At 35.6% G+C, this 25,401-nt stretch carries 30 protein-coding genes and 1 other annotated feature; of the genes, 3 read left to right on the top strand and 27 right to left on the bottom strand.

The genetic code is table 11. The features are described 5' to 3' along the window. Positions 1 to 524: 524 nt before the first annotated feature. The 22 genes from F5ESL0237_RS05550 to F5ESL0237_RS05655 form a co-directional block, all read right to left on the bottom strand. On the bottom strand, positions 525 to 1,847 hold the full coding sequence (locus tag F5ESL0237_RS05550) for an SLAP domain-containing protein (protein WP_122024864.1): 1,323 nt from the start codon (positions 1,845 to 1,847) through the stop codon (positions 525 to 527). 692 nt (positions 1,848 to 2,539) lie between these two features. Continuing rightward, the gene (rplL, locus tag F5ESL0237_RS05555) at positions 2,540 to 2,902 is read right to left on the bottom strand and encodes a 50S ribosomal protein L7/L12 (protein WP_090093824.1); all 363 of its coding nucleotides are present in this window, start codon (positions 2,900 to 2,902) and stop codon (positions 2,540 to 2,542) included. A 48-nt stretch (positions 2,903 to 2,950) separates the two neighbouring features. Continuing rightward, positions 2,951 to 3,460 carry a 50S ribosomal protein L10 gene (gene rplJ / locus F5ESL0237_RS05560; RefSeq protein ID WP_118895930.1) on the bottom strand — a complete coding sequence of 170 codons (510 nt, stop codon included), beginning with the start codon at positions 3,458 to 3,460 and terminating at the stop codon, positions 2,951 to 2,953. A 34-nt stretch (positions 3,461 to 3,494) separates the two neighbouring features. After that, positions 3,495 to 3,620, bottom strand: a sequence feature (ribosomal protein L10 leader region). 32 nt (positions 3,621 to 3,652) lie between these two features. After that, positions 3,653 to 4,321: a phosphate signaling complex protein PhoU gene (gene phoU / locus F5ESL0237_RS05565; RefSeq protein WP_122024865.1), complete on the bottom strand. Its 669-nt coding sequence runs from the start codon at positions 4,319 to 4,321 to the stop codon at positions 3,653 to 3,655. 19 nt (positions 4,322 to 4,340) lie between these two features. After that, complete coding sequence (pstB, locus tag F5ESL0237_RS05570) at positions 4,341 to 5,096, bottom strand: phosphate ABC transporter ATP-binding protein PstB (RefSeq protein WP_122022082.1); 756 nt, start codon at positions 5,094 to 5,096, stop codon at positions 4,341 to 4,343. Between the two features lie 12 nt (positions 5,097 to 5,108). Next, complete coding sequence (gene pstB, locus F5ESL0237_RS05575; protein ID WP_122024866.1) at positions 5,109 to 5,909, bottom strand: phosphate ABC transporter ATP-binding protein PstB; 801 nt, start codon at positions 5,907 to 5,909, stop codon at positions 5,109 to 5,111. A 9-nt stretch (positions 5,910 to 5,918) separates the two neighbouring features. Further along, positions 5,919 to 6,812, bottom strand: a complete 894-nt coding sequence (gene pstA, locus F5ESL0237_RS05580; protein ID WP_122024867.1) for a phosphate ABC transporter permease PstA — start codon at positions 6,810 to 6,812, stop codon at positions 5,919 to 5,921. 7 nt (positions 6,813 to 6,819) lie between these two features. Next, entirely contained in the window at positions 6,820 to 7,812 is a 993-nt protein-coding gene (gene pstC / locus F5ESL0237_RS05585; RefSeq protein WP_122022084.1) for a phosphate ABC transporter permease subunit PstC, read from the bottom strand. A 2-nt stretch (positions 7,813 to 7,814) separates the two neighbouring features. Continuing rightward, on the bottom strand, positions 7,815 to 8,681 hold the full coding sequence (locus F5ESL0237_RS05590; RefSeq protein WP_122022085.1) for a phosphate ABC transporter substrate-binding protein: 867 nt from the start codon (positions 8,679 to 8,681) through the stop codon (positions 7,815 to 7,817). Between the two features lie 140 nt (positions 8,682 to 8,821). Further along, positions 8,822 to 9,514: a 50S ribosomal protein L1 gene (rplA, locus tag F5ESL0237_RS05595; RefSeq protein WP_090093808.1), complete on the bottom strand. Its 693-nt coding sequence runs from the start codon at positions 9,512 to 9,514 to the stop codon at positions 8,822 to 8,824. Positions 9,515 to 9,585: 71 nt separating this feature from the next. Next, positions 9,586 to 10,011, bottom strand: a complete 426-nt coding sequence (gene rplK / locus F5ESL0237_RS05600) for a 50S ribosomal protein L11 (protein ID WP_090093806.1) — start codon at positions 10,009 to 10,011, stop codon at positions 9,586 to 9,588. Positions 10,012 to 10,136: 125 nt separating this feature from the next. Continuing rightward, complete coding sequence (gene nusG / locus F5ESL0237_RS05605) at positions 10,137 to 10,685, bottom strand: transcription termination/antitermination protein NusG (protein WP_090093805.1); 549 nt, start codon at positions 10,683 to 10,685, stop codon at positions 10,137 to 10,139. A 99-nt stretch (positions 10,686 to 10,784) separates the two neighbouring features. Beyond that, positions 10,785 to 10,955 (bottom strand): preprotein translocase subunit SecE, encoded by a 171-nt coding sequence (gene secE / locus F5ESL0237_RS05610; RefSeq protein WP_090093804.1) that lies wholly within the window; start codon positions 10,953 to 10,955, stop codon positions 10,785 to 10,787. A 6-nt stretch (positions 10,956 to 10,961) separates the two neighbouring features. Next, positions 10,962 to 11,111, bottom strand: coding sequence for a 50S ribosomal protein L33 (gene rpmG, locus F5ESL0237_RS05615; protein ID WP_118895935.1), 150 nt, complete (start codon positions 11,109 to 11,111; stop codon positions 10,962 to 10,964). Between the two features lie 138 nt (positions 11,112 to 11,249). After that, positions 11,250 to 11,468 (bottom strand): hypothetical protein, encoded by a 219-nt coding sequence (locus F5ESL0237_RS05620; protein WP_122022086.1) that lies wholly within the window; start codon positions 11,466 to 11,468, stop codon positions 11,250 to 11,252. A gap of 64 nt (positions 11,469 to 11,532) precedes the next feature. Continuing rightward, positions 11,533 to 12,105, bottom strand: coding sequence for a sigma factor (locus F5ESL0237_RS05625; RefSeq protein ID WP_122024868.1), 573 nt, complete (start codon positions 12,103 to 12,105; stop codon positions 11,533 to 11,535). Between the two features lie 266 nt (positions 12,106 to 12,371). After that, complete coding sequence (gene rlmB / locus F5ESL0237_RS05630) at positions 12,372 to 13,127, bottom strand: 23S rRNA (guanosine(2251)-2'-O)-methyltransferase RlmB (RefSeq protein WP_090093800.1); 756 nt, start codon at positions 13,125 to 13,127, stop codon at positions 12,372 to 12,374. Next, positions 13,114 to 13,554, bottom strand: a complete 441-nt coding sequence (locus tag F5ESL0237_RS05635; RefSeq protein WP_090093799.1) for a Mini-ribonuclease 3 — start codon at positions 13,552 to 13,554, stop codon at positions 13,114 to 13,116. The genes rlmB and F5ESL0237_RS05635 overlap by 14 nt, the downstream gene beginning before the upstream one ends. Then, positions 13,547 to 14,971, bottom strand: a complete 1,425-nt coding sequence (gene cysS / locus F5ESL0237_RS05640; RefSeq protein WP_122024869.1) for a cysteine--tRNA ligase — start codon at positions 14,969 to 14,971, stop codon at positions 13,547 to 13,549. Before cysS ends, F5ESL0237_RS05635 begins: the two co-directional genes overlap by 8 nt. A 121-nt stretch (positions 14,972 to 15,092) precedes the next feature. Beyond that, entirely contained in the window at positions 15,093 to 16,592 is a 1,500-nt protein-coding gene (gltX, locus tag F5ESL0237_RS05645; protein ID WP_122024870.1) for a glutamate--tRNA ligase, read from the bottom strand. 73 nt (positions 16,593 to 16,665) lie between these two features. Further along, positions 16,666 to 18,042 (bottom strand): DNA repair protein RadA, encoded by a 1,377-nt coding sequence (gene radA / locus F5ESL0237_RS05650; protein ID WP_090093795.1) that lies wholly within the window; start codon positions 18,040 to 18,042, stop codon positions 16,666 to 16,668. Further along, positions 18,042 to 18,593, bottom strand: coding sequence for a dUTP diphosphatase (locus F5ESL0237_RS05655; RefSeq protein WP_122022090.1), 552 nt, complete (start codon positions 18,591 to 18,593; stop codon positions 18,042 to 18,044). Before F5ESL0237_RS05655 ends, radA begins: the two co-directional genes overlap by 1 nt. 188 nt (positions 18,594 to 18,781) lie before the next feature. Between F5ESL0237_RS05655 and F5ESL0237_RS05660 the strand changes: the two genes are divergently transcribed. Both F5ESL0237_RS05660 and pepC read left to right on the top strand, forming a co-directional pair. Then, entirely contained in the window at positions 18,782 to 19,081 is a 300-nt protein-coding gene (locus tag F5ESL0237_RS05660; protein ID WP_122024871.1) for a hypothetical protein, read from the top strand. A gap of 79 nt (positions 19,082 to 19,160) precedes the next feature. Then, positions 19,161 to 20,507, top strand: a complete 1,347-nt coding sequence (gene pepC, locus F5ESL0237_RS05665; RefSeq protein ID WP_122024872.1) for an aminopeptidase C — start codon at positions 19,161 to 19,163, stop codon at positions 20,505 to 20,507. Positions 20,508 to 20,901: 394 nt separating this feature from the next. Here pepC and F5ESL0237_RS05670 read toward each other — a convergent pair whose 3' ends face one another. The 5 genes from F5ESL0237_RS05670 to F5ESL0237_RS05690 all read right to left on the bottom strand — a co-directional run bounded on the left by F5ESL0237_RS05670 (position 20,902) and on the right by F5ESL0237_RS05690 (position 24,423). After that, positions 20,902 to 21,837 (bottom strand): AAA family ATPase, encoded by a 936-nt coding sequence (locus F5ESL0237_RS05670; RefSeq protein WP_122022098.1) that lies wholly within the window; start codon positions 21,835 to 21,837, stop codon positions 20,902 to 20,904. Between the two features lie 102 nt (positions 21,838 to 21,939). Then, the gene (locus F5ESL0237_RS05675; RefSeq protein WP_122024873.1) at positions 21,940 to 22,614 is read right to left on the bottom strand and encodes a 2,3-diphosphoglycerate-dependent phosphoglycerate mutase; all 675 of its coding nucleotides are present in this window, start codon (positions 22,612 to 22,614) and stop codon (positions 21,940 to 21,942) included. A 1-nt stretch (position 22,615) separates the two neighbouring features. Further along, the gene (locus F5ESL0237_RS05680) at positions 22,616 to 22,798 is read right to left on the bottom strand and encodes a hypothetical protein (RefSeq protein WP_122022100.1); all 183 of its coding nucleotides are present in this window, start codon (positions 22,796 to 22,798) and stop codon (positions 22,616 to 22,618) included. Positions 22,799 to 22,812: 14 nt separating this feature from the next. Beyond that, positions 22,813 to 23,697 (bottom strand): cation diffusion facilitator family transporter, encoded by an 885-nt coding sequence (locus F5ESL0237_RS05685; RefSeq protein WP_122022101.1) that lies wholly within the window; start codon positions 23,695 to 23,697, stop codon positions 22,813 to 22,815. A 45-nt stretch (positions 23,698 to 23,742) separates the two neighbouring features. Then, complete coding sequence (locus tag F5ESL0237_RS05690) at positions 23,743 to 24,423, bottom strand: histidine phosphatase family protein (protein ID WP_122024874.1); 681 nt, start codon at positions 24,421 to 24,423, stop codon at positions 23,743 to 23,745. 326 nt (positions 24,424 to 24,749) lie between these two features. Between F5ESL0237_RS05690 and F5ESL0237_RS05695 the strand changes: the two genes are divergently transcribed. Continuing rightward, positions 24,750 to 25,388, top strand: a complete 639-nt coding sequence (locus tag F5ESL0237_RS05695) for an HAD hydrolase-like protein (RefSeq protein WP_122024875.1) — start codon at positions 24,750 to 24,752, stop codon at positions 25,386 to 25,388. Positions 25,389 to 25,401 lie beyond the last annotated feature (13 nt).

Here is a 25,401-nt window from a genome sequence, read left to right on the forward strand (position 1 = left end):
TTTTGAAAATCAGCATGCCAATTAGAGTCGGTAGGTGATGGAGCAATTCCAGTAGCATACAGGCACTGCATCACTAAGCCTGAGTCGTCAATTGATGTTCCTATTTTTTAGTGGCAACCTCACTTAATATAGTCGTTTCTTGTAGAAGAGTAGTTCAAATTTTTATCAAGTAGACTTGCCTAATATCCCTCAATATAGAAACTACTCATTTGTGGTTGACGAAACTACTTAAGAATTTGATAACGCTAAATAGTCATAAGTGTAATTGGTTTGCTCTGATCTGCTGAACTGGACCAACAACTTTTGGATTATTACGATATAAGTATGGTTTTTCGTCTGTTTTATTTACTCTTTCTTCAAAAATTTCAAATAAAATCTGACTAATTTAAAAAGTATACCATTAAATTAAGTAATCAAAATTACTAAAAATAAAATACATGATTCTGCTTATTACAGAATCATGTATCAAAACTATATTCTATAGCTAAAACAGCTAGATATATTTATTTTAAGTCCTACTAGTATTAATAAATGACACCAATAGCAGAGTATACTTGTCCTTTAGCAGTTACAGTAACAGCTCCGATACCAATTGTCTTATCGTTAGGTTTTAATAAAATATCCCGATGAATCCAATTAGAATCAGCATCATCATAAATATATTCATAAATCATATTAGCAGCCACTTGCGCACTAGTACCTGTTGCCAATGGAATTAACTTATTGTTATCGTGATTAACGGTCCAACCCCAAGGAAACATCGCAATACATTCCTCTGTATTATGCCGTTTGATTTTAGCTTGGTCAAAATAATTGTTTAAGATAAATCCTCCGTGCTCATCATAATGAGAAAAGTTAGTTGGTAAAAGATGGGTCCTATTTTGGACCACTTGATCACAGTATGCATCTTCACTAACTGGATTAAGACCACGCAACACTCTTTCCTTGTTTAAGACCTTTAAAAACTCTTGCCGAAATTCTGTTAGCGAAAAATCAGCAATTGTTGACGGTTTACTCGTTGGTTTATTTTCATCCGCTGGCTTATTTGGCTTTGGTTCATCCGCTGGCTTGTTGGGTTTGGACTCATCCTCTGGCTTATTGGGTTTGGGCTCATCCTCTGGCTTATTTGGCTTTGTTTCATCTGTTGGCTTATTTGGCTTCGGCTCATCCGCTGGCTTATTTGGCTTTGTTTCGTCCGTTGGTGTATTTGGTTTTGTTTCATCCGCTGGCTTGTTAGGCTTGGGCTCGTCCGTTGGCTTATTTGGCTTTGGTTCATCCGCTGGCCTATTTGGCTTTGGTTCATCCGCTGGCCTATTTGGCTTTGGTTCATCCGTTGGTGTATTTGGTTTTGTTTCATCCGCTGGCTTGTTAGGCTTGGGCTCGTCCGTTGGTGTATTTGGTTTTGTTTCATCCGCTGGCTTGTTAGGCTTGGGCTCGTCCGTTGGTGTATTTGGTTTTGTTTCATCAACCGGCTTGTTTGGCTTGGGTGAAGTTATCTTAGTTGGTAATTTATATTTTTTTATTTCAACATTTTTTACCGGAACATATTTCTTTAATGCTGGTACATAATAGTATTTTCTGCCTTTTATTTTTTTAACAACAGTAACTTTAATTATTGCACCCTTCTTTAAGACCTTCTTTAAGACCTTCTTTAATTTGTGCCCCTTTTTATTATATACATGGGTTTGCTTAATCACTTTTACCCGTTTAGTAGTCGAAATTGTAATTGGGCTGGAACTTTTTACCACACTAGCCCTAAGGACAATGGGACTCAAAAATAGACTACTACCAAGACTGGCCGTCGCTAAAACAGATAATAACGCTTTATGATGTTTATTATTTTTCACAATTAACTCCTCTTACTTAATAGTTACCTACATGTCTACTAGTTCATTTATAGTAAGAATAATAAAAAATTATTGTACTTTAATAAGTTATTAGTTATTAGTTCTTAATTATTAATAAATTATAAACTACTATATTTTATATATTTAATCTTTGGTCAACCTGTATTAACAAAATAATTTGTTTCATACCCTTAACAATAAATATACATATATATTTTATCACAATTAAAAAATAAAGAATGTTTTTTATTATTAATAAACAAAAGTTAAATTGTTTAAACTAGAACTTGAAATTTCTAGCTAGGCCTTATTTATTGCAGTATTTGCCCCTCACTAGATATTCTAGATAAGCTGAAAAATATTACTATATATTATTTTTATCTATACACTAGTAAATGAAATTACTGGCGGATATAACTAATTTAATGATTAAAAATAAGTCAGGCAAACCTTGAAAAAGCAATCATTACTTCTTTGCTCATCATCTATTATCATTTTACTATTTCACTTACCCTGAAATTAGCATACTTAACTATTAGCCATAAAAATAAATATATAAACTTGGCGGATCAAAATTATTTCTTATCACATCAAAAGCACAACAGGAGCCCAGTTGAAAAACCAAAAACAGCGCAATCTCAAAAACACTGAGATCACGCTGTTTCTTATTAACTTGTCCAGTTGGACTGTAACTATTTCAAAGTTACAGAAGCGCCAACTTCTTCAAGTTTAGCCTTAATGTCGTTAGCTTCATCTTCAGAAACGCCTTCCTTAACGTTCTTAGGTGCACCATCAACAAGATCTTTTGAGTCCTTAAGGCCAAGTCCAGTAATATCACGGACAACCTTAATAACCTTAACCTTTTCTTGGCCTGCACTAGTCAATTCTACATCATAGCTTGACTTAGCTTCAGCTTCACCAGCAGCACCAGCTACAGCAACTGGAGCAGCAGCTGAAACGCCAAATTCATCTTCAATAGCCTTTACAAGGTCATTTAATTCAAGAATTGAAGCACTCTTTAAGTCTTCAATAATCTTTTCAGTATCTAAAGCCATACTTATGTATCCTCCGAAATTTTAATATTTAGAAAAAAATTATTTTATTTATTCTGCAGATTCATCCTTTGAATCAGCAACAGCTTTAACAGCATATGCGAAATTGCGCACAGGTGCTTGTAATACAGAAACAAGCATTGAAAGCAAGCCTTCGCGACCTGGGATAGCAGCAAGAGCCTGGATTTCTTCTTTAGAAGTTATCTTACCTTCAAGCACACCACCCTTAATGTCAATAACATCAAAGTCCTTCTCATACTTAGCAACAATTCGAGCAGGCTCAGTAATATTATCTGCATTATCAGTGTAAACAACAGCTGTTGGTCCAACAAAAGTGTCTTCAAGACCTTCAATGCCCGCCTTAGCAGCCGCACGTCTTAAGTAAGTATTCTTAATAACCTTCATCTTAACATCATTAGCACGAAGTTCTTGACGCATGTTAGTAACTTCTTCAACAGTTAAGCCAAGGTAATTAATCACCAAAACAGCTTTGGCAGCTTTAAGTTCTTCAGCAAATGCATTAACAAACTTTTCTTTTTCAGCAATAGCAGCTTTACTCAAACGAATTCACCTCCATCAAATTCATTAATAAATTCCATAAGGCCTAAAAACTCCATGCCAAGCAAGACATGGAGTTTTAAAAATCTTCATCATCTTCTGGCCTCGGCGGGAAATTAAGGCACTAGACCACCCGCGTCTTAGGTAGAATTTACTTTCAATAGTATAGCAGGCTTGCATTGTAAAAGCAAGCTATCAATTATTTTTATTCTCAATTAGTTCAAATAATTCGCCAGAAACCTTATAAATTACCCAATTGGCAATATTAACTATGTGATCACTAATTCTTTCAAGTAAACGAATAATCACAAAATAACTAGCTGAAGCAACGGCAACGTTGGGATCTTGTTCAACCCCATCAATAATCATTTTTCGGGCTTTCTTATAATCATCATAAACTTCTTTATGACCTTCAACCATTTCACGCGCAGTCTTTTCATCTTCTTGCACATAAGCTGTCAGAACCTTAATTAGCATTAAACGCACCTGATGAGTCATCCGTGAAATAATTTCTTCGACTTCTGAGATACGCGGATTACCTTTAACACGTACAGTCTCTACCGCTATACTATTAGCATTCTCACCAATTCTTTCAAGGTCTGTAGTTGCTTTAAGAATACTAATTACTACCCGAAAATCAGTTGCAACTGGTTGCTGCAAGGCCATTAAGTCTAAAGCTTTTTTTTCAATTCTAATTGCTTCTTTGGCCACTTCTTTATCTTCTTCAATCATTTCTTGGGCCATCATTTTATCATGGGCCACAAATGATCGGGTTCCTTTGTCAATTAAATCATTAACTAGTACACCCATTTCCATAAATCTGGTATTTAATTTTTTTAGTTCATCTAAAAATATTTCATGCATAAAAACTTACTCCTATATATTAACCGAACCGACCATTTAGATAATTACTAGTAATTTCTTTTTTAGGTGCCAAAAACATTGCTTCAGTTGAACCAGATTCAATTAATTCACCATTCATTAGAAACGCCACTTGATCTGAAACGCGACTAGCTTGTTGCAAGTTATGGGTCACCATAATAAAGGTGTACTTTTTCTTTAATCCCATTAGAGTTTCTTCAATTTCTGCACTTGAAATTGGATCTAATGCGGAGGTCGGTTCATCAAGCAAAACCACTTCTGGTCTAACCGCCAAAGCACGAGCAATACAAATTCTTTGTTGCTGCCCACCAGAAAATTCTTGAGCATTTCGCTGTAAATTATCTTTAGTTTCTTCCCAAATTGCAGCTTGCTTTAAACTTTCTTCAACTCGCTGCTCAATTACAGTTTTATCTTTAACTCCAGCTACTCTCAGACCATAAGCTACGTTATCAAAAACTGAAAACGGAAAGGGGGTCGGCTGTTGAAAAACCATCCCAACTTTTTTTCGCAAAGAAACTAAATCAAGATGAGTATGATAAATATCCTTATCTTCTAACAAAATTTTGCCACTAATTTTAATATTATCGATATCATCATTCATGCGATTTAAGCAACGTAAGAAAGTCGACTTACCACATCCAGATGGACCAATTAATGCTGTTAATTTTTGAGCTGGAAATTTTAAAGTTATTCCATGTAAGGCTTCATATTTTCCATAGCTCAATTTAACATCTTGTGCTTCCATGACATTTTTCATACGCTTGCTCCTTTAGCCAAAACTACCTTGAATATACTTTTCTGTGATTGAGCCCTGCGGATTAGTAAAAATATTAGAGGTGGTGTCATATTCAAGTGCATGGCCTAAATGAAAGAAAGCTGTATATTCACTAATCCTTGATGCCTGCTGCATATTGTGTGTAACCATAACCATCGTATATTTTTCTTGCAACTGCTTTAACGTATCCTCTAGTTTAGCTGTTGAAACTGGATCTAATGCACTTGCTGGTTCATCCAAAAGCAAAATTTCAGGCTTTAGGGCAATCGCCCGAGCAATACATAACCGCTGCTGTTGTCCACCAGAAAGGGCTAATGCGCTTTGGTCTAATTTATCCTTAACCTCATCCCACAGAGCAGCTGCCCGCAAACTTTCTTCAACTAATTGTTCCAAAGTAGCTTTATCATGCTGCCCGTTTGCTTTTAAAGCATAGATAATATTATCTTTAATTGATTTGGGAAAAGGATTAGGTTTTTGAAAAACCATTCCAATTGTCTTACGTAATTCATAAACATTAATCTTCTTTTGGTTCACATCAAGATCATGAAAAATTATACTACCATCAACTCTAGCAACCTGATCATTCATGCGATTAAGTGAACGTAAAAATGTCGATTTACCTGATCCTGAAGCACCAATAAGTGCTGTGATTGTATTTTTTTTAAAGCCCAAACTAACATCAAACAGTTTTTGAATTGTACCGCCATAAAATACACTCAAATCTTGTGTATAAATAGCACACTCGTCTTCATCAAAAGTTTTAATATAGTTAGGTTGATTTTGCCAATTTTCCATAGAAGTTCCTTATTTTATCTTAGCCCCAGTTAATCGTTTATACAGATAATTACCTAGTGCCCGAGCACCAAAATTAAATATAATTACCACAATTACTAATAGAGCGGAAGTAGCTGCTGAAACAACATTTACATCTGGAATAATTCCTTCTGTATTAACTTTCCAAATATGAACAGCCAATGTTTCAGCGGGACGCATTACGTTTAAAAAACTAGTTGGGCTGAACATATTCCAGTTTGAATAGTCGACTGTCGAGCCACTTTGACCTGCTGTATAAATTAAAGCTGCTGCTTCACCAAAAACACGTCCTGCACTTAAAATTACTCCAGTGATTATTCCGGGTAAAGCGGCAGGAATTACAATTCCTCGAATAGTTTTCCAATTTGATAGTCCCAAAGCCCAACCTGCTTCACGTTGGGTCTGCGGTACACCTTTAATTGCTTCTTCAATATTACTTGTTAAAATTGGTAAATTGAAAAAGGTTAAGGCAAGCGCACCAGAAATAATAGAAAAACCTAACCCAAATTGCACTACAAATACTAAATAACCAAATAAGCCAACAACTATCGATGGTAAAGAACTCAAAATTTCAATTGTAGTTCTAATTAATTGCGTTAGCCAATTATTGGTTGCGTACTCGGCAAGGTAAATCGCTGCCCCCAGTGCAATTGGTAGCGAAATAATTAAAGTTAATAGTAGCAAATAAAGTGAATTAAACAGTTGATCTCTAATTCCTCCCCCAGCTTCAAAAGAAGAAGAACTGGAGGTTAAAAACTGCCAAGATAAGTGTGATATCCCTGAAAATATAATATTACCAATAATACCAATTAATAACAAAATTACGATGGCAACTAAAAAATAAATTACTCCGGTAGTAATTTGATTATTTCTTTTTGAATTCATAATAACACTAGCCCTTCTTTCCAATTAAGTGTACTAAGAAATTGAAAAATAAAGACATCACTAATAACAACAAAGCTAATGACCATAATGCATTATTAGGTAAAGTTCCCATTACTGTGTTACCCATTTGACTGGTTAATTGACTAGTTAAAGTAGCTGCTGGGCTAACCAAATTAAACGGCATCAATACAGCATTCCCAATTGCCATTTGTACAGCTAGTGCTTCGCCAAAAGCCCGAGCCATTCCAAATATAATTGCCGTCATTATTCTACTTCTTGCCGCCCGTAAGACAACATGATAAATAGTTTGCCATTTAGTTGCTCCTAAAGCTGCTGATGATTTACGTAGCTCTTTGGGCACCGCTTTAAAAGCGTCAACGGTAAGTGAAGTAATCGTTGGCAAAACCATAACAAATAAAACTAAAGTTGCAGTTAAAATACCAAAACCAGTACCACCAAAAATTGTTCTAATCAACGGTACTACCACCGTTAACCCTAAAAAGCCATAAACAACAGATGGAATACCAACTAACAGTTCAATCACAGATTGCAATAAATTTGCCCGCTTATGAGAAACATATTCTGTCATAAATAGTGCTACAGCCACTGAAAACGGGGTGGCAATTAAAGCTGCTAAAAGTGTTACTGCAAAAGAAGTAACAATCATCGCCGCTGCCCCGACATGATCTTTTCCTGCACTTGGGTTCCAATCAGATGAAAATAAAAATTTGAATATATTAACTTTATCATTGAAAAAAGTAGCCAAGCCATGACTACCAACAAAGCCAATAATAGCAATAATTAAAATTACAATTAAAATAATTGCTAAAAAGGTCAACCCTTTCCCCCAGCGTTCTTGTCGAGTTTCTTTTGATGGCTTAGTCAGTCGTGCTACATCAATATTTCTGGGATCGATTCCCTTAAATTTAACATGTGGAACCTTTTGCGCCGAGATTGCTTTTTCAACAACCTTTTGCAAATCCTGTTCTTTTTTTACCATAGTTAATTCCTTATCTTTGAAACTTTATTTTGACTGTCACGAACAACTTTCATTTCATTTATACTTAAATAACCAATTTTTGGTACTACTTCTTTTTGTACCTTTGGGCTCAATACGTAATCAATGAAGGCCGCTGTTGCTTTATTAGGCTTGCCCTTAGTATACATATGTTCATATGACCATAATGGCCACTTATTGGAAGGAATATTCTTATTATCAGGCACAACATGATTAATACTTATCTTTTGAATATTTTGATCATTAGCGTAAGGAAAGGAAATATAGGAAATTGTTCCTGGGGTAGAATTAACAATTTTTTTAACACTGCCATTGGAGTCTTGTTCTTGTGAATTGACTGCATCTTTACCATTAAGTATTAGATCCTCAAAAGTTGACCTTGTCCCACTACCACGCGAGCGGTTAATTACAATGATTGGTAAATTTTTTCCGCCAACCTCATGCCAATTTTTTATTTTACCAGTAAAGATATCAGCTAATTGTTTTTTTGACAAATTCTTGATGCCCACAGCTTTATTAGCAATTGGAACTATCCCCACTATTGCTACAGGGTAATCCTTTAATTTTTGGGCATCGATTCCCTTTTGTGTCTCAGCAAAAACATCTGAAGTACCCACTTCAACTGCTCCTGCTTGAACCTGGCTCAAGCCAGTACCTGAACCGCCACCTTGTACAACAATATTACTATTAAGGTGAGCCAGATGATAATCATTACCTGCTTGCTCGATGAGCGGTTGCAAGGCACTAGAACCAACTATAGTGATTTTTTGACCGTTTTTGCTGCAACCAACTAAAAAAAGCGGCACTAACAAACAGCAGGCCAGCAGTTGGACAAAATTACTTTTTCGCATTATAAATTCCTCAATTAAACATTTTAATTTCAATTTTAGTTTATCAAAACTTGAGCAATCAACCAATCATAATTACTTAAAATTAAGTAAAAAAAAGACAACTTGCTAAGCGGCAAAGTTGTCTTTATTATTTATTCAAATTAATCCAAATTTAGTGGATCCAATTTAATTCCAGGGCCAAAAGTTGCAGCAACTGCTACACTCTTAACATATTGCCCTTTGGCAGCTGATGGACGCGCACGCAAAATAACGTCACGCAAAGCATCAAAGTTTTCAATCAATTGTTCATCAGTAAATGAAACTTTGCCAATTGCAGCATGAATCGAAGCTTGACGGTCAACACGATATTCTACTTGACCAGCCTTAACATTCTTAACTGCTTTTTCAACATCCATTGTTACAGTTCCGGTCTTAGGGTTAGGCATTAAACCTTTAGGCCCTAAAACTCTACCTAAGCGACCTACTTTGGCCATCATAGTTGGGGTAGCAACAACAACATCAAAATCTAAGTAACCGTTTTGTACTTTTTCTACCAAGTCATCAGAGCCAACTTCATCAGCTCCAGCTGCTTTAGCTTGCTCAGCTTGAGCACCTTCAGCAAAAACAATCACTTTTTGCGTTTTACCGGTACCATTAGGCAAAACAATTGAACCACGAATCTGTTGATCTGCTTGTTTAGGATCGACACTTAAATTGTATGAAACTTCAACTGAAGCATCAAAGCCTGCGTATGAAGTTTCTTTAACTAGCTTCATTGCTTCAGCGACTGAATACAATTTCTTTGAATCTACTTTTTTAGCAGCTTCTAAATATTTTTTACCATGCTTTGGCATGTGATTTCCTCCTTAATATGTGGTCAAGCAAGCCTAAGGCTCTCCCACCTAAATTGTTATAAATAACAGGATTAGTCTTCGACTTCGATACCCATACTTCTAGCAGTACCTTCAATCATCCGCATAGCAGCTTCGATATCAGCAGCATTAAGGTCCTTCATCTTAGTTTCAGCGATTTCCTTAACTTGATCTTTAGTAACCTTACCAACCTTCTTGGTGTTAGGTTCGCCAGACGCCTTATCAATTTTAGCTGCTTGCTTCAAAAGTACTGGAGCAGGTGGAGTCTTAGTCACGAATTCAAATGAACGATCTTCGTAAACTGTGATGACTACAGGGATAATCATGCCTTTTTGATCAGCAGTTCTAGCATTGAAGTCTTTGGTAAAGCCAACAATGTTAATTCCAGCTTGACCTAAAGCAGGACCAACTGGAGGAGCAGGTGTTGCAGCACCAGCTGGTATTTGTAATTTGACAACGTTAATAACTTTTTTTGCCACGGTCAAAACCTCCTTGATTCCGTGTGCGGTTAAAATGGAAGAGTATCTACTCTTCCTCCCACAATAATAAAACTACGTTAATAGCGTAACATCGTTTAAGTTGATTTGCAATAATTGAGATAATTTTAACTGATTTTCTTTACCTGATCATAATCTAATTCAGTTGTAGTTGCCCGGCCAAACATATCAACCGAAACAAAAAGTTTGTACTTATCCGGTTGAATTTCTGTAATTTTACCTTCAACTCCATTAAAAGCTCCATCAATAATGGTAACTGTTTCACCAACTTCAAAATCAATTTGCGGACGCTTGGCTGGTTCACCCTGTTGCCGCAACAGACGATTCACTTCTTCATCAAGTAACGGTGATGGCTTAGATCCCCCACCATGAGAACCAACAAAACCAGTGACATTAGGGGTATTTCGTACAACAAACCAACTTTCATCTGTCATAACCATTTCCACTAATACATAACCTGGAAAGATTTTTTCTTCAACTTCTTTTTTCTTATCATTAACTTTTTCAATTTTCTCTTGTTCAGGAACCATTACCCGAAAAATATAATCCTGCATCCCCATGCTTTGTGCCCGTGAAAGCAAGTCAGATTTAACTTTGTCTTCATATCCAGAATACGTATGCAGAACGTACCATTGTTTTTTAGTTGTTTCAACCATTATTAAAATTCTCCTTTTATTTTTGGCAAAGAAAAAAACCTCTGCACTAGAGGTCTCTTTAATTATATGCATTATAACACGATTAGCAAATCTATGCCATTACATCACTATTTGTGTCAAACTGCTAAACAATAAGTCTAACAAACCTAAATAAGTGGCGAACAAAATTGAAGTAACAATCACAGTTCCCGTATCGTGACGATTCTGCTTGGCAGATGGCCAAGTAACCAGTTTCATTTCTTCAACAACACTTTTAAAAAACTTAATCACTACTTCTTACCTCGTTTCTTTATGTAAAGTCATTTTACTGCAATGCTTACAAAATTTATTCAATTCAAGTCGCTGAGTGCGATTTTTACTTGCCGTGATTGAGTAATTACGCGAGCCACAACGGCTACAAGCTAAAGCTGCTTTTTTCACTGCCATAATCTCACTTCCAAACTATTGTATTTTAGCAAACATTTTTTTCTTAAGCAATTAATTTAATACTTCTACGCCATTTAGCTATTTTAACCTAAAACTAAGTCTAAGTACTAATTATTAGCAAATTAATTAATTAAAAATCTACTTTTTAAGATTTTCAGTTAAGAATAATTTTATTTTTTCATCACCAACATTTAAAAAATAAAGCATGTCTTCCTCAGCCTTGATAGCATCTCTGCCATCTTTTTCCAGCAAATAATCCCAGAGAACATCTCTAACGGAAAGTTCCAAGTCGCTCCAATCAAATACTTCTTTCATTGGTTGGTTTAATAAAGTTGATTTGCTTAACTCCTCTGTCATCTTACATACCTTTCCACATATTTTCTAAGGATTCATTATACATCTTTTTATTTAGTAGTCACTATTACAATAAATGGTAACGCATCTTTTGCGCCAAACGAGACTTAGCTCTTATAAGAGATTTTTTTTCAATCTTTAAATTGGCCAATACTTCTTCTTGCGGCACAATTCCTAAAACAACTAACAAAGCTATCCCTTCTAAATCTGATAAATGATCAATTATCTCGGCTAATTGATCATTTAAAGGAACTTCACTTGGACTAACTTGATTTACCTGTAAAGGACGCAGCCCACTGGCAACTGCCTTTTCAATCGAGATCGACTGGGTAAGAGCACGTCGACGATAGGCATTTTCATAACGAACTAATGTTTTAGCATGATTAGTCAATCTGGTCTTATAATAACTGGCAAATTTACCTTTGCCGTCGACGTAGCTAATCGCTGATTGATAACAAATAAAAAGTGCATCTTGTTCCCAATCCTGTTTGTCATAGCAGCGCAAGTAATATTTGTTAATAATGCTATTAACAAGTGGTTGATACCGAATATACAATTTTTTCAGGGCATCTTCTTTGCCATTCTTAACTTGGTTAATTAAAGTAGCTTCTTCGGCTAGATTGTCCGTAAACTTCTGCATTTTCTTATCTCCTTAATTTTTGAATGCAGAATACGTAGTTTTTAAAAAGATAAATAGCGAACTTTAGTTTATTGTTCTCATGATTTTTCAAAAGCTTTTTTACTAGCCACAACCATTTTCCCATGTGAAATATTAGCTGAGTTTTACTTTACAAAGTTCTAAAATTAATTACTCGTATTGTCCTTGTATATTCTTTGACCTTTTAAATAAAAAACTCCTAGCTGTCAGTTTTTAATCTGACAGTTAGGAGTTTTTTCATTACAACATTATTGTAAGGGATTCCGACTATTAAGCATTTGATAAAGCAAGACACCAGTAGCAACACTTGCGTTTAGTGATTGAACTTGCCCAACCATTGGCAAAGTTAACATTTGATCCATTTGTTCCTTAAGTAAGCGTGAAATGCCCTTACCTTCATTGCCAATAACTAAAACAGTTCTACCATTACTATTCCATTTCCGATAATCTGTCCCCGTCATATCCGTACCAAATAACCAATAACCTCTTTTTTTAAGCATTTGACTAGTTTGAACTAAATTATTTACTCTAGCTACGGGTACGTGATCAATGGCCCCAGTTGAAGTTTTAGCAACGACAGATGTTAACCCAGTAGCATGACGTTTGGGAATGATAACTGCATCAACCCCCGTTGCATCAGCTGTCCGCAATATTGAGCCCAAATTATGGGGGTCTTCAATTGAGTCCAACATTAATAAAAATGGCTCACGTTCTTGACGTTCAAATTGATCCAATAATTCATCCAAAGCAGCATATTCAAAGCTAGCAATCGTCAAAACTAACCCCTGATGGTTAGCTCCTGCTACTAAACGATCCAATTTACTTTTTGGAACAAGTTGCACAATTATTTTCTTTTTCTTAGCTAAAGTGTATACCTCATTAGTTAAACTTGCTTGTAGATTTTCTTGCAAGAAAATCTTATTAATTCGATCAGCATTTTGCGTCTTTAAAAAATCTAATCCTGCATGCTTGCCAAAAACAAAATCTTTTTCATTCGAATTCATAATTATCAATACCACCATTCTCTACGGTTTCTATACACCATTTTGTTAATTCATGAATGCGTTCGTTTTTATCTAATAATTTCAAATAACCCCAAACTGCCTCAAAACCAGTAGAGAGCTGATACGTAGCTAAACTTGTATTTTTAGCTTTAGTATGTGCTTTAGCATTGCGTCCTCTTTTAAAAGTAGCAATTTCAGCTTGAGTAAGCAAATTATCATTTTGTAATTTAGTAATTAAGGCTGCTTGTGCTTTAGCTGACACATAATAAGTTGCTTGGCGCTGTAAAACCTGTGGTTTAACAATTTGACATTTAATTAAATGTTCACGAATAGCAATTTCATAAACAGCATCCCCCAAATAAGCTAGAGTCTGACCATTAAGCGTATCCGGATTTATTTTTTGCTCAATTAAATTTTTCTTAATCACGTCTCCACCTTGTTCCTTGCGGAGTATCTTCTACAGTTATCCCCATTGCTTTCAACTTATCCCGCAACTCATCACTTTTTGCCCATTCTTTATTTTTTCGTGCTTGTTCTCGTTGGGCAACTAACCGAACTATTTCATCATCATCCTGTTTTTTAACTGTGGTAAGCAATTTTTTAGTACTAATACCAAAAATTCCTAACCAATCAGTCAACAATTTTTGCGCATGCTTTAAGGCTTCTTTATCTACTTTTGCCAAACTAAGATTAGCATTAAGTATTGGCAATAAATCATAAATCGCTGCTAAAGCATTTTGAACATTTAAATCATCATCCATTGCTTTAATAAAGTTACGCTCTGTTTGAGCAATAGCTGCTTGAACTGCAGGCGACTTGTCACTTATCGAACTGTCATTTAGCCGATATGCCAGATTTACCAACGTATTTTTAAATTTTTGCAAAATATTCTTTGCTTGCTCAAGATTTTCAGTTGAATAATTAATTGGTCGCCGATAGTGAACACTTGCCATAAAAAAGCGCAATACCTGGGGATCCGTTGTTTTCAACAAATCGTGTACGGTTACAAAGTTATGTAACGACTTAGACATCTTAGCTTGATCAGCTCCAACTGTTACAAAACCATTATGCATCCAATAATGCACAAACTTTTCGCCAGTAGCAGCTTCACTTTGCGCAATTTCATTTTCATGATGAGGAAATTCTAAATCTTGACCACCACCATGAATATCAATAGTATTACCTAGATATTTAGTCGACATTACTGAACATTCAATATGCCAGCCTGGCCTCCCTAAACTCCAAGGTGATGCCCAAGCAATTTCATCAGCTTGCTTTTGTTTCTTCCAAAGGGCAAAGTCAAGTGGATCTTCTTTGCGCTTTTGTTCGGCCACATTAACGTGTTCAGAAGCACCTGCTTCAAGTTCAGTAATATTTTGGCTGCTTAAAGCACCATAATTAGCAAACTTACGGGTACGGTAATAAACGTCACCAGCAGATTCATAAGCATAGCCTTTAGTAATTAATTGCTGAATAAATTTAATAATTGCCGTAATTTCATTTGTTGCACGAGGATTTAGCGTTGCTGGCTGGACATTAAGTGCGGCCGTATCTACACGATATGCTTCAATATAGTGCTGAGCTAAAGCCGATACTGAGATTTTTTGCGCCCGTGCCTCATTAATCATTTTATCGTCGACATCGGTAAAATTAGAAACATAATTAACTCGGTAACCTTTATATTCAAAATAGCGGCGAATTGTGTCGAATGCAACCACGCTACGCGCGTTACCAATATGAATATAGTTGTACACTGTTGGTCCACAAACATACATCGAAATCTCACCAGGCTTAATTGGGCGAAATTCTTCTTTAGTCTTAGTTAAAGTATTGTAAATTTTCACAGCGGCTAACTTGCCTTTCTAAAAAATTTTCTTTTAACAAAAACACAATTAATTAATTGATTTTTACTAAAAGAAATAGCGTATTCCGCTTTTAAGGCGTAATACGCTGTTCCTTGCTTAATTACAAACCGTTTTCACTCATTTGTTTCAAGGTTAAATCAAGGTGTTTTAATACCCGTTTTTTGCCCAAAAGCTCCATTGCTTCACCAATACCTGGTCCAACCATTGACCTAGTTGTAGCAATTCGAATAGGCATAAACAGTCTTCTACCTTTAATACCTGTTTGGGCACGCGTTGCTTGAACTGCCTGCATAATTTGAGTGGCCGTAAACCGCGATAATGATGTCAGTTGTCGCTTGAATTCTTCAATTACTGGTCTAGCTTCATCCTTACGGATTTCGTCAATTTCTTCATCACTCAAGTCTTTAGGAGCGGCAAAGAAAATCTTAGTTAAATCAACGATCTGCTTAGTATATGACATTTGCACAGAATAAATATTCACTAATTGACGCACCCATTCCATTTTTTCTGGACTAGGATCTAGCTCAATTAACCCTGCTTCTTGTAAATTGTTAAGAGCTAAGTCAAGTAAAACATCTCGATCGGCCTGTTTAATATATTGGTTATTAATCCATTCCAATTTCTTTTGATCAAAGGCAGCCGGTGATTTAGATAGCCGGGCGGGATCAAACTGCTTAATTAATTCCCGTTGTGAGTAAATTTCACTTTCACCAACTGGTGACCATCCCAAAAGCGTAATAAAATTAAACATGGCATCTGGTAAATAACCCAGGTCACGGTATTGTTCAATAAACTGAAGCACTGATTCGTCACGTTTAGACAGCTTTTTACCAGTTTCTGGATTATTAATCAACGTCATATGTCCAAACTGCGGTGGTTCCCAGCCTAATGCTTCATATACGGCTAATTGTTTTGGAGTATTTGAAATATGGTCATCGCCGCGCAAAACATGCGTAATTTCCATTAAATGATCATCTATGGCGACTGCAAAGTTATACGTTGGCATGCCATCGCGCTTTTGAATAATAAAATCGCCACCGATAGTATCAGATTCAAAACTCAAATGGCCTTTAACGATATCATCCCAAGCATATGTTCTCATTTCTGGAATATGAATTCTGACTACTGGAATTAAACCCTTGGCCTTGGCTTCTTCTTGGCTAGCCGCAATTTCAGTTGCAGTCATTCCTTCATATTCATAAGTATAGTGCGGAGCAATTCCCATTGCCCGTTGTTCTTCACGTTGTTCTTCAAGTTCTTCTTGTGTCTTGTATGAATAGTATGCTTTACCTTCATCAAGCAATTGTTGGATATACTGATTGTATATGTCTTTACGTTCAGACTGCCGATATGGCCCAAAATTACCGCCCTTATCAGGTCCTTCGTCCCAATCAATTCCTAACCAATGCAGGTTTTCCATTTGCGATTGGGAACCGCCTTTAACATTACGTTTAGTGTCCGTATCTTCGATTCTTAAAACAAACGTTCCTTTGTTATGCCGTGCAAATAAATAATTAAATAGCGCGGTTCTTGCATTTCCTATATGTAAGTGTCCCGTTGGACTCGGGGCATACCTTACTCTTACTTTTTGTTTTGCCAAAATTTATGCCTCTTTCAAATAGTTAATTACACAATTTTAGTTTACCCGTAATATGACAAAAGTTCAATCTTTCCTATTCTAATACCAACTTTAAAGCTTGTAAAATACTAGCTACAGGAATCACATCAATTCCTAATTCTTGCAAACTACTACGCATATTGTGCTTAGGAATAAAAATTCGTTTAAAACCAGTCTTAGCTGCTTCTTTAATTCGCGCATCAATTTGATTAACGCGCCGCACTTCACCCGTTAGACCTACTTCACCTACGAAACAATCAGTTGGAGAAATTTCTTGATTTTTATAACTAGAAGCAATCGCCATAATAATTGCTAAATCGACAGCTGGTTCATTTAAACGAATCCCACCTGTTGCAGTTAAGTAAACATCTTGATTTTGGAGCATTAAATTACCCCTTTTTTCTAAAACTGCTAACAATAATGCTGCCCGATTAAAATCTAATCCTGAAGTTGTCCTTTTTGCATAGCCAAAAGCGGTCGGAGTAACTAAAGCTTGAATTTCAGCTAGTAGCGGCCGCGTCCCTTCTAAAGAAACTACAATTGCCGAACCGGTCGATTGCGGCAACCGCTCATCTAAAAAGATTGCTGATGGATTGGTTACTTCTTTAAGACCTTTGTGAGCCATTTCAAACATGCCAATTTCATTAGCAGCTCCAAAGCGATTTTTAACTGAATGCAGGATTCGATAAGCGTGATGCTCATCGCCTTCAAAATATAACACGGTATCTACCATATGCTCCAGGATTTTGGGACCGGCAATTGCTCCTTCTTTAGTTACATGCCCAATCACAAAAACTGTAATTGCATCTATTTTTGCGATTTTCATCAGTTCACTAGTGACTTCTCGTACCTGTGAAGCCGAACCAGTCATTGAATCAAGACTAGGTTCATTCATTGTTTGAATTGAATCAATAACAACAAAGTCAGGCTGAATAGTATCAATTTGCTGGCGAATCTCTTCCATATCTGTTTCAGGATAAAGTAGCATATTATCAGCCTCTAGTCCCAAACGTTCTGCCCGCAACTTGATTTGGTTAGCAGATTCTTCTCCTGAAACATAAAGCACTTTATGCTGTTGCGCTAATTCACTCATAATCTGTAACATTAAGGTTGACTTACCAATACCTGGATCTCCCCCAATTAAAACTAGCGAGCCCGGAACAATACCACCACCTAAAACACGGTTTAATTCAGCCATACTAGTCTGAATTCGTTCTTCTTTTTCTGCCTTAACCTGTGCCATCTTAACAGGTTCACTGCCACCAGTTTGTTTAATTAACCGACTGGGACTGCCTTTACTAGAACGAGTTGGACTTGTTTCAGTTTCTTTTTCGAACTGATTCCAAGCACCACAATTAGGGCAGCGTCCCAAATAACTCGCTGAAATATAGCCACAAGAATGACATTTGTATTTGGTTTTTACTCTAGCCATTAATCCTCCTTTAAATTGGTCGATCCAAAGCCTGATTGTCTCTGGCGTTCAACTGGTAAATCATCATCAGTTTTATAATATTTAATAAAAATGCCCTGACCAATTCGTTGTCCTTTTTTAATTTTAATTGGTCTAACACCATAATTGAGTACCTGAATAAAAATTTCACCTTCATTTGTTTTATTATTATAATAATCTGCATCAATCACTCCAATACCATTAGGTAGACTTAAGCTGCGCTTAAAAGTATTCGATGAGCGGTTGGCCAAAATTAGTACTTCGTCTTCAGGCATATATGCCTTAATGCCAGTAGGGATAAGCAATGGCTTCAAAATACTATCAGCTAAAGCATAATCCGGTTCATATAATTGATGACCATTACGCAGCAAACGAAAAATTCGCACAAAATTAAGTCGCCAGATACTAGGAATCTCGATATCAACAGCTGCTTCTAAATCATAACCCGCGCTGGCAATGGTCTGGCGTCTAGGTAAAGTAATATTTTTATCTTGATATTTAGATACAATTTCAAAGCCCCGTAGTTTCGTCATTTTGTCTCCTCTAAATTAATAAGCTCTATTTTACAATAGATTAGCTATTTTACTTAAAATATTCTACTATTATATATGTAAAAGCTCTTAAAAATGCTTGTTCAATTAAGTTATTTATAAACTTTGCAGGTATTAGCGACTTTTGTAAAACAGAGAATGGTCAAATTATTAATACTGAAAGGAATACGATGTTCAATTTAAATAATTCCCACCAATTTTGTAAAGTTTATGATGATGACGATATTCTTGTCTGTCACTGGGTCATGGATAAAGTATCTCGGTCAGATAGAGACGTTTGGATTATAGAGCACTTCTTTTTTAACCCAGCAGCAGAACAAGCTTTTTTTATTAATGAAATGCATAATATTTTTGAAATTTCTACCACAACTGCCACACCTGTTTGGCCACTTGACCCACAAGTAATTGCTTATTTTAAGCAGCACCCTAAATTTGCCAAAATTTGGTACCATAAGCCTGATAGTATATAATCAAGCTAGCTTTCTATAATAGACTACTTAAGCTGATTAAGCTAAAATAGAAGTAATATTTTAAGGAGGAATAATATTTATGACAAAAGAAATTACCAATGATAATATTGCCAACTATACAGCTGATTTAGCTAAGCATGCCGGTATCAACATTGCTAGCCGCGCTGCCCAACAAAATGGTATCTATAAGGCTAGTCAAAATTTACAATCTAAAATCGACTTAGACCCAACTTTTTCAATTGAAATTGACACGGGAAAACCATCTGATCAAAAGCAATCAGGTCGCTGTTGGATGTTCTCAGCTTTAAATACGATGCGTCATCCCCTACAAAAGGAATACAAAGTTAAAGACTTCGAATTATCCCAAAACTATACTAACTTTTGGGACAAATTTGAAAAATCAAACTGGTTCTTTGAAAATGTGATTGCCAGTGCTAAGCAACCATTGGGTGATCGCAAAGTTAGCTTTTTATTTGCTACCCCACAACAAGATGGTGGTCAATGGGATATGCTATGCGGTTTAATTGAAAAATATGGTATCGTACCAAAATCAGTTTATCCAGAAACAGCCAATGCTACCAATTCAAGTGCTTTAAATGACACCTTGAATACGCTCTTACGCAAAGATGGACTAGTTTTGCGCACTATGATTAATGAAGGTAAGTCAGAAGATGAAGTTGAGGCACGTAAGAATGAATTCTTAAACGATCTCTTCCGTGTTCTGGTAGTTTCATTAGGAATGCCACCAAAGAAATTTGACTTTGAATACAAAGATGATGAAGGTAATTACCACCGCGAAGCTGGAATTACTCCAAAAGAGTTCTTCGCTAAGTATGTTGGTATGAATCTTGAGGATCATGTCTCAATTATCAATTCGCCAACTGCTGACAAACCTTATCATAAAGTCTTCTCAGTTGAGTACTTAGGTAACGTGGTTGGTGGTCGTCAAGTACGTCACTTAAACTTAGAAATTGCTGAAATGAAAGATTTAATCATTAAGCAATTGCAGGCTGGCGAAGTTGTTTGGTTTGGTTCCAATGTTGGTAAGGATTCGGAAAGACAACTTGGCTTACTCGATACTAATATTTACAAGCGCGATGAGTTATTTGACATTGATTTATCCATGTCAAAAGCTGATAAACTTGATTCTGGTGAAAGCATGATGGATCACGCAATGGTTATTACGGGCGTTGATCTTGTTGAAGGTAAGCCAACTAAATGGAAGATTGAAAACTCTTGGGGTGAAAAACCCGGCTTTAAAGGTTACTTTGTGATGAGCGATGCTTGGTTTGATGCTTTTGTTTACCAAGCTGTTATTAATAAGAAATTCTTGTCAGATGACTTGAAAGCTGAATTTGCCGATGGTGCTAAAGACCCTATTCAACTCCTACCATGGGATCCAATGGGTGCTTTAGCTTTTAAATAAAAAATTTAAAGTAATTTAAAATATAAAAAGACTAACTTCTGCAAATATTTGAAGTTAGTTCCAGCAGTTGGATTAATAAATTTTAATAATTACTGGGCTGAGGCTTAATGGAGATTGAATATCGCCATTAAGCCTTTTAGTCTGCACTTTATGTTTTCTTGATTATAATACACAATGTAATCAAGAATTGCTTAGCTTAGCTCTGTTGGCTTGTGGTAGCAGTCGCCTTGTCCATAAAACATTGCCGCTTTTATGCATCTAATAATGGAAAATTCTATTAACAGTTTTTTTGTGGCCAAAATCAACTTAATTGAAACTAAAAAGACCTGATGCCGATTAAATATCGAATCAGATCCTAATTCTTTATCAACAATGACCTACTTGCGTCGTAATTTTACCAAATATGCAATAGTCGGTCTGGTTGCAATTTACTTAAGTTGAATTGATGAACATGCTGTGGCTTACTTGACGGGAAAGGTGCAACGAAGTCAGCTAAATTTACTAAACCAGTTGAATAAGTCCAAACACCTTTGACCTTTTTAATTGGATCTAGCAGTTCATTTCTAATTGGATAAGCAGAAATTAAAAAGTGCTTATGATGAAACTTAAATACAAAATAGGGTAAACGAAATTGATTAATAATTTCATCTTTTGTTTTACCAATTGTTACTACGTTACGATATGTACCATACTTTGCAGTAAATTTATCATTAAATGAAAAATAAAAATTAGAAATATGTACATGGGGAAAGTCTGCTTCAGCCATCTGATCAGGAATGGCAACTACATGAGCAAAATGATCCAAATTACTTTCTCTTTGTGACAAAACTTTAGCCATTTGATTAGGATTGATTACATGCGCCCATTCTGGCAAGTCAAAATTATCTTGATAAGATAAATACATTTCCCGCACAACCTCAGGCTTAACCCAATCATATTGCCGGCGAATTTCATTACGATTAAGTAAATTTTGCAAATTCTTGTGATACATTAAATCAACCACAAATAATTCATAGCGATAGCGTTCAAGCAACGGCTGATAATGCTCAATAGTTTCAACAGAAATATGAGTACTATCAACAATAACGGTTTCGCCACGCTTCATTTTTTCTTCTACGAGGTAATCTACCACTTTTTCCGTTTGTTCATTTGCTGAGCGCGGAATAACTTGACGCAGGCAATCGGTATCTTCTTCATAATAATAGGTTAAATTAGCCAACAACAAGCGAATTTGGTCGCGGCTGATCGCATATGGCTGTAAATGATGGCGTGAAATGAAAGAAGATTTACCGGAGCCAGGTGCGCCTCGTAATAAAAATATTTTACGCATACCTTATACTCCAAACTAAGAATGTAAATTTATTTAGTATCGTAGTAAATTTTAACATAAATTTGGCTAATTCTTAATTATAAGTAAAAAGCAATTAAAAATTTAGTTTAAAATTTTTTTATCACAAATATGTAAGTAATCATCAAAAGTATAAATAATGGGTTCTGCATTAGCTACTTCAAGTTTTACGATCTCATTATCATCTATTTGTTCGATTTTTTTAATTAATGCTCGTAAACTAGAGCCATGAGCTACTACTAGTTGATCTTCACCTTTAAGCATTTTACTTATAATTGCTGTTTGATAGTACGGCAATAGACGTTGTTGCGTTTGGTAGAGGCTTTCAGCTTGCGGTAAACGTCTTATATCACAATTAATATAGCGCCGATCATAAAGTGTTTTTCCAGCAGGTGGAATTGAATAAAAACCTCGACGCCACTTCAAAACCTGCTTATCACCATAAATTTGTCGTGACAGGTCTTTATTGACTCCACGTAAAATGCCATAATGTCGTTCATTTAGGCGCCATGTCTTAGTTAGCGGTAAATATAAAATATTGGCCGCTTCTGCGACAATATTGGCTGTTTCAATAGCTCGAACTAAAATAGAAGTATGAATATGAGTAGGATTGAAATCTGCAATTTCCTTAAGTAATTGACCTGCTGCTTTGGCCTGCTCTCTTCCTTTCGTAGTTAAGGCGACATCATTCCATCCAGTATAAGTATTGGTAAAATTAGCAATGCTTTCTCCGTGACGCAATAGTACCAATTTCACCATTTTACTTCACCCAATGCATAATTAACAAAATAATGCCACTAATTGTAAAAATAAGCCCTAAAATCATAAAGGCATTATAACCTTTACTTTGCTTGTAGCGTTTTCTATTAAAAGCATAGGCCATATCATATAAGCCAACGATTAAAACAATAATTGCTGTAAAAAGATTAACTTGAAAATTCATTTTTTCTCCTATTCTTAATAATCATGATTAGTCTCAATCAGCCGATGATTCTTCCCCCGTTCACATTCAACTTGAAAGTTAATATGGTTGATACCCAAAGTTATCAGCTTTTGACTAATTACCTGTGTCAATTGTTCAAATTCTTCCGCTGTCAATTCGGGAGCTACATTAACATGAGCATCTAACATAATATAGCGCTCACTATAACGCCAAACATGAACATGATGCATATTTTTAATTTCAGGAAAAGACAATACAATTTTATTTATTTCAGCTAAGTCAATATCTGGGTTAGATTCCATCAAAATATTAGCTGCCTGCTTGGTTAAGCCATAAGCCTCGTGTAAAACAAAGAGTGACACTAAGATAGTCATTACTGGATCAAGCCAACTGACATGCCAAAAATAAATACATATTGCACCAATCACTACTGCTACGCTTGAGAGCGCATCGCTTAGCATATGAATAAAAGTTGAACGAGCATTTAAATTATTTTGTTCAGCTTGATGCATGACTAACATTGAAATCACATTCGCCACTAGCCCAATTATCGCTATTACTAACATAATTGGCCCACTAATTTCATTAGGCTGCCAAAAACGCTCAATTGCTTCAATAAATAAGACAATACTAATAATAATTAAAATAATTCCGTTAGTGAATGCAGCTAAAGTTTCTGCACGCTCATAACCAAATGTCTTATACTGATTACTACGGCGTTTACTAATTAAATGAGCTATAAATGAAATAATAATTGCACCAACATCACTTAAGTTGTGAACTGCATCCGACAATAACGATAGCGAGCCAGATATTATACCGCCTAAAAATTCACTAACCGTTATAATTACATTCAAAACAGTTACATAAATATATCTCTTAGTCCGATGATCATTCATTAACTTCACCTCTCAATAGCAAAAAGCCCTACTTTTAGTAGGACTCTAAATATTTTCAGCATCAATATTGTAATCAATAATTTCAAACTTGCCATTATCAGCTAAAAGTGCCCGACTTATACTGCCGTTGTTAGGAAAAATAATATCATGCTGACCATCACTTTGCTGCCAATACTTAATTGCTAAAGTTTTAATAAAATCACCATGGGAAACAATTAATACCCGTTGCTCATTTTTAGTCAATTCCTGTAAAACAGAAATTGCCCGTTCCATTCGCTTATCTAATTCCTGGCTATTTTCTGCTAAATGCCGTGGATCAGCTTTTTCCGTTGCTTGCCGGAATCTAGCAATTCCAACTTGATTAATAATACTCGTAATATCTTTTTCTGCTTTCAAACCAGCAGCTAATGCAACTTGTTGCCAAGTATTGTCGATATCGTCGCCTTCAAATGAGCCAAAGAAAACCTCACGAAATTCTGGTAATTTCTTTATTTTACCTATTTCAGAAACTTGATTAGCATCTTTTATTAAATGAACTGTGTCAATTGCTCGCTTAAGATCAGAAGAATACATATTGTCAAAATGAACTTGACTTAATGCATTAGCCGTTTTTTTCAAGTCGTCGATTCCCTTTATTGTTAAGGGCGAATCACTCCAGCCCTGAACTTTATTCAACTGGTTAAACATGGTCTCGCCATGACGCACTAAATAAATTTCCGTTGCCAACTTATATTCTCCTTTCAGCTATAGCATAACGTGGATTAAACTATAACATATATGCCTTATAAAATAAATAGCCTACCTGCAGTAAGATTAGTGTTATAAATAATATTCTTAATTGCATGGACTACAGTAAATTTTTATCGGTAAATATATAGTGATCAAACTTAGATATCAAATTGAACGATTATCAACACTACCGCTAATAAAATTTTTGTCATAATTCCTCCCAAAAAATCAAAACACATTATAGAATTATAGGTATTGGCCCTTCTTGATCATCATATCGATTATAATATACTTAATAAACCAATTTAAGAAGGTAAATTTAAGTGACAAAATTTGAAACGTTAATATTTATTCCAGAAGGTAGTTTACTTAATGAACAAGTCGCTGAAAGAAAGGCTCTAAGTCAAACACTAAAATCAAAGCAGCCATTTGGTCCAAGTGAGCGTTTAAAATATACCAAATTACAAGAAAAAACCAAACTACTAGGATTAAACAAGCGAATTTCATTAATCCTAAATGCGTTCAATCTTCAGCCAGAAATTTTTACTATAAATTTACAAAAACAGCATCAATTAGTCAAAGGAACTATTTCGTTTTTAGATGCAGTCGTTGACCAGGTTAATTTAATCATGTTGGCTAAAGAGTCAAAACAGATTATCACTCCTCGCTTAGAGCAAAGTGCACTGCTAACTTATTTTGCTGCTACCTATTTTGCTGATGATTTTACCCAAGAATTGCCTGCTAAATCAGTTTTAGCGCAAGTTGTCCGCCAAGAGCAATTAGACCCTGATACATGTTTAGTCATTGGAACAGATTTAGCTGATGAAATTCAAGGAGCCGTAAATACAAACTTGCAATCACTATGGCTTGCACCCAAAAAAAGCAAATTACCAATTAGTCCGCGCCCCACCTTACATTTAAATAAGTTAAGTGACTTATTATTTTATCTTGATCTCAGCTAGTTTATAATATTAT

Origin of the sequence: Lactobacillus sp. ESL0237, from assembly GCF_003692985.1 — a bacterium.
Classification (GTDB): Bacteria; Bacillota; Bacilli; order Lactobacillales; family Lactobacillaceae; genus Lactobacillus; species Lactobacillus bombicola.

Bases quoted from the DNA above. Each gene is read 5' to 3' on its own strand.
- F5ESL0237_RS05620 (WP_122022086.1), bottom strand. From the start codon at position 11,468: ATGACAGAGGAGTTAAGCAAATCAACTTTATTAAACCAACCAATGAAA.
- pepC (WP_122024872.1), top strand. From the start codon at position 19,161: ATGACAAAAGAAATTACCAATGATAATATTGCCAACTATACAGCTGAT.
- pstC (WP_122022084.1), bottom strand. From the start codon at position 7,812: ATGGTAAAAAAAGAACAGGATTTGCAAAAGGTTGTTGAAAAAGCAATC.
- F5ESL0237_RS05655 (WP_122022090.1), bottom strand. From the start codon at position 18,593: ATGACGAAACTACGGGGCTTTGAAATTGTATCTAAATATCAAGATAAA.
- F5ESL0237_RS05625 (WP_122024868.1), bottom strand. From the start codon at position 12,105: ATGCAGAAGTTTACGGACAATCTAGCCGAAGAAGCTACTTTAATTAAC.
- F5ESL0237_RS05670 (WP_122022098.1), bottom strand. From the start codon at position 21,837: ATGCGTAAAATATTTTTATTACGAGGCGCACCTGGCTCCGGTAAATCT.
- rlmB (WP_090093800.1), bottom strand. From the start codon at position 13,127: ATGAATTCGAATGAAAAAGATTTTGTTTTTGGCAAGCATGCAGGATTA.
- F5ESL0237_RS05590 (WP_122022085.1), bottom strand. From the start codon at position 8,681: ATGCGAAAAAGTAATTTTGTCCAACTGCTGGCCTGCTGTTTGTTAGTG.
- phoU (WP_122024865.1), bottom strand. From the start codon at position 4,321: ATGCATGAAATATTTTTAGATGAACTAAAAAAATTAAATACCAGATTT.
- nusG (WP_090093805.1), bottom strand. From the start codon at position 10,685: ATGGTTGAAACAACTAAAAAACAATGGTACGTTCTGCATACGTATTCT.
- F5ESL0237_RS05685 (WP_122022101.1), bottom strand. From the start codon at position 23,697: ATGAATGATCATCGGACTAAGAGATATATTTATGTAACTGTTTTGAAT.
- F5ESL0237_RS05675 (WP_122024873.1), bottom strand. From the start codon at position 22,614: ATGGTGAAATTGGTACTATTGCGTCACGGAGAAAGCATTGCTAATTTT.
- F5ESL0237_RS05680 (WP_122022100.1), bottom strand. From the start codon at position 22,798: ATGAATTTTCAAGTTAATCTTTTTACAGCAATTATTGTTTTAATCGTT.
- pstB (WP_122022082.1), bottom strand. From the start codon at position 5,096: ATGAAAAATGTCATGGAAGCACAAGATGTTAAATTGAGCTATGGAAAA.
- rplA (WP_090093808.1), bottom strand. From the start codon at position 9,514: ATGCCAAAGCATGGTAAAAAATATTTAGAAGCTGCTAAAAAAGTAGAT.
- rplL (WP_090093824.1), bottom strand. From the start codon at position 2,902: ATGGCTTTAGATACTGAAAAGATTATTGAAGACTTAAAGAGTGCTTCA.
- pstB (WP_122024866.1), bottom strand. From the start codon at position 5,909: ATGGAAAATTGGCAAAATCAACCTAACTATATTAAAACTTTTGATGAA.
- pstA (WP_122024867.1), bottom strand. From the start codon at position 6,812: ATGAATTCAAAAAGAAATAATCAAATTACTACCGGAGTAATTTATTTT.
- F5ESL0237_RS05660 (WP_122024871.1), top strand. From the start codon at position 18,782: ATGTTCAATTTAAATAATTCCCACCAATTTTGTAAAGTTTATGATGAT.
- radA (WP_090093795.1), bottom strand. From the start codon at position 18,042: ATGGCTAGAGTAAAAACCAAATACAAATGTCATTCTTGTGGCTATATT.
- rpmG (WP_118895935.1), bottom strand. From the start codon at position 11,111: ATGGCAGTGAAAAAAGCAGCTTTAGCTTGTAGCCGTTGTGGCTCGCGT.